Here is a 3,307-nt window from a genome sequence, read left to right as displayed (position 1 = left end):
GCTGGTCATTGGGATAGCCACGACAAGTTCCGATTCAGCACGCCGATAGGTGGCGGTTTCTTTGATAACTCACAATGGCTTGACGACAACACGCGTCGAACCTTTTCAATCCGTGTGACCGCGACTGAATGCAAACGTTCGGCCCGATTCGAGATATGGCCTGACGAGTCAAGGACGCTGCACCTGAAGTTTCTTGGCTACATCGAGTGACACGCCGCGCGTCCCCAATTAGTCGTGGCCCTAGCTCCAAGGCGTCGCCCTGCGGTATGGACTGCCTGAACCGGGCGGTCCACACAAATCCCCGCTTACCAACTACACTCAGCCATTGGTCATATGAACAAGGATAACCATGGCTGAGCTCAATGTCGCGCTCATCGGTCTGCTCGGTGTTATGACTGGCGGGTACTTCAACAACTTCTTGGCCGAAGATTACAAACGCTTTCGAGATGCTCAAGCGCTCGCAGGTGCGCTCGCTGGCGAACTCGAATCGCACGGTATGCCCGTTAAGGTGATCGTAGATGGCCTTGAGTCGATGTGGTTGAAGTTAGCGGACGGGAAGAAGCTAGATTTGCCTGAATGGCCCATACCGGCAAGCCCGCTATTCGATCAAAACGCATCAAAGATCGGTTTGCTAGGCGCTGAGTTGGCGCGCGAGGTCGCGTACGTCTATGAGAATCTGCGCGCTTTCCGTCAGAACTTCCACGTGCTGTCTAAGCATCACTCAACCATGCCTAGTGAATGGGCACAGGCCACGATCGTGGGATGCCAGGCTGCAATAACCCGAGCAGAAGCGCGCGGCATGCCTCTGGTTGATAATCTAAAGAGCTTCGCCGCAGAATCCTACTGGAGCCGCCCGCAAACCCGAACGCAACTCAAGTACGGTGCAGCGGCTATAGCCGTGCTTCTGGTCGTGTTGAAGATGCTTTCGTGAAAGATCGTCACACGCGGGACCTGCTGGCATCTGCGCATTGCCGCGTGACGATGCTACTGCACTAGCAACTACCTGTCTAAGGCGGTTGGCTTAAACATGGCAGCGAAATGTCCGCTGTAGTCTGGGAGACGCCGTTGCAGTGGACTTATTTCCAAGGACGGAAATGGGTCGATGTCTGCCACCCAGGCGGACGTCTTCCGCCTGTATTCGTCAATGTCCGGTGTCCAGCCCGCTGCAGCCACTTGCAGAGTCAGTGCTGAACGACCGCTCAGGCCGAACAATCGTCCGAGACCGGCGCTCGCAGCTGCTTGGGCGCACGCTGATCGACCAGGACGGGATGCAAAGGTAGCAATGCAACTAACGGACAGTGCTGCCCAATTCCCGCGTGGGATCGGCGCCTAAGTGCTTGTCAACACGGTGCTTATGGCAAGGCGAGCGGGTAAGGTGGGGAGAAGGGCTAAAAATCTGCCACTTCTGATTATAATAGTAATCATTAGTGCTATTCTACTTATAAGCCTCAATATGGAGTACACTGAGATATCTTGATTAATCCGTGACTCGTGGTCGTTTTTGTACTTTCAATGGCACGAACAAATCCCTCACTCCTGGTATGGGCACGCACAACAGCGGGTCTGAGCGCTGAGGACGCTGCACGCCAGCTGAAGCTAGGCGGTTCAAGGCAGAGCGGCGACGCCGTTCTGCAAGAATACGAGAGCGGGGAGAAAGAACCGTCCCGCCCCGTACTTCTCCGAATGACGAAGTTGTATCGCAGGCCCTTGCTAGTGTTCTACTTGAATGAACCTCCTCAAAAAGCCGAGCGGGGAGAGGACTTTCGCACTTTGCCGGTGGCCCGGCGAGCTGAGAACGAAGGCGCGGTCGACGCGCTGGTGCGCGACGTGCATGTACGTCAACGTTTGATACTAAGTGCGCTTGAGGAGGCCGAAGAAGCCGTCGCTCACCCCTACGTCGGCAGCGCAACGATCCGGGAGACTCTTCCGTCCATGGTTGCCAAAGTGGTTGAGGGTATCGGCTTTGATCGGGCCGCCTTTCGCCGCCAACGCACAATTGAGGACGCGTTCGCATACCTGCGCGAGCGTATCGAGGGTACCGGAATTTTCCTCTTACTGATTGGCACGCTCGGTAGTCACCATTCTGCTATCAGTCCAGAGGTGTTTCGTGGCTTCGCGATCGCCGACAGGGTGGCACCCTTCATTGTAGTGAACGATCAAGACGCGAAGTCCGCTTGGGCTTTCACCGCTTTGCATGAGTTGGTGCATATCTGGTTGGGCGAGACGGGGGTAAGTGGCGGTGTGCCCGCAAAGCGCATTGAGCAGTTTTGCAATGACGTCGCGAGTCGTGTGCTAGTGGACGATACCGAAATCGGAGCGATCGAATTCGACATCGATGATTTTTCCGAATGCGAGCGAGCTATTGCCAGCTTCGCCCGAGCGCATAGGGTCAGTAGGCCGCTTGTCGCCTATCGACTTTTGCAGCAACAACGTATTAGTGAGCCAGTGTGGCACGCATTGAATCGCCACTACACCGAAACTCGTCGGCAGGAGCGCGACTCACAGCCAAGAGGCGAATCTGGCCCAAGCTACTATATTGTGAAACGGCACCGCATGGGTGGCGCGCTTATTGACCTTGTTAAGCGTACGGTTGCCGAAGGCATTCTCACGCCTACTAAAGCCGCACGGGTTTTGGATGTGAAACCGACGAATGTGGCGACGTTGTTGGGTGGTGCATGACCGCAACGACCCAACGGTTGTATCTCCTTGATGCCAATGTACTAATCGATGCACACAATCTGTACTATCCGTTAGACATGGTTCCGGAGTTTTGGGAGTGGCTATTACACATGGCGTCGATGAAGCGGGTTGCCATGCCGCTCGAAACTTACGAAGAGGTGCGAGGTGGTAATAACGCAAAAAAAGATCTATTCAACGAATGGGTGTCAGATGAAAAGGTGAAAAACCAACTGGTTCTGCAGGAAGAGTTTCAGTCGATAGCCTTGCATAAAGTGATGAACGCATATGCCCCCGATCTCACCGATAGCGAGGTAGAGCAGGTGGGTCGCGACCCGTTCCTGATTGCGTATGCGTTGACGGCGCCTAATTATCGAGTGGTTGTGTCTAATGAAGTCTCTAAGCCTTCCAAAACACGAGCTAATAGAAAAGTGCCTGATGTCTGCCGCGACGTAGGCGTGGCATGTTGTGCTGCGTTCAGCATGCTCAGAACACTGGAATTCCGGACGGACTGGGCAACGCGTCTTTAGCGATTATCCACCAGTGCAGCGACGAGTGCTAACAACCACGTACTAGTCGTCTCCCCCGGAAACTACGGGTTGTTGCCGAATATGCCTTACGTAACACGAGC

General features: G+C 54.7%; 3 protein-coding genes and 1 pseudogene. All 4 read left to right on the top strand.

Annotated elements, in window-relative coordinates; translation table 11 throughout:
• Positions 1–210 (top strand): annotated as a pseudogene (locus WM40_RS31895) (hypothetical protein); the annotation flags it as partial.
• A 139-nt stretch (positions 211–349) separates the two neighbouring features.
• Complete coding sequence (locus WM40_RS26045) at positions 350–931, top strand: hypothetical protein (protein WP_052738552.1); 582 nt, start codon at positions 350–352, stop codon at positions 929–931.
• A gap of 752 nt (positions 932–1,683) precedes the next feature.
• Entirely contained in the window at positions 1,684–2,679 is a 996-nt protein-coding gene (locus tag WM40_RS26040) for an ImmA/IrrE family metallo-endopeptidase (protein WP_236693713.1), read from the top strand.
• A complete protein-coding gene (locus tag WM40_RS26035; RefSeq protein WP_046154487.1) occupies positions 2,676–3,206 on the top strand; it encodes a DUF4411 family protein in 531 nt (176 codons plus the stop codon). Before WM40_RS26040 ends, WM40_RS26035 begins: the two co-directional genes overlap by 4 nt.
• The last annotated feature ends 101 nt before the right edge of the window (positions 3,207–3,307 follow it).

The organism is Robbsia andropogonis (genome assembly GCF_000970345.1).
GTDB classification, from domain to species: domain Bacteria; phylum Pseudomonadota; class Gammaproteobacteria; order Burkholderiales; family Burkholderiaceae; genus Robbsia; species Robbsia andropogonis.
Note: the sequence above shows the minus strand (reverse complement) of the source record. Positions and strands in the feature narration are given on the sequence as shown.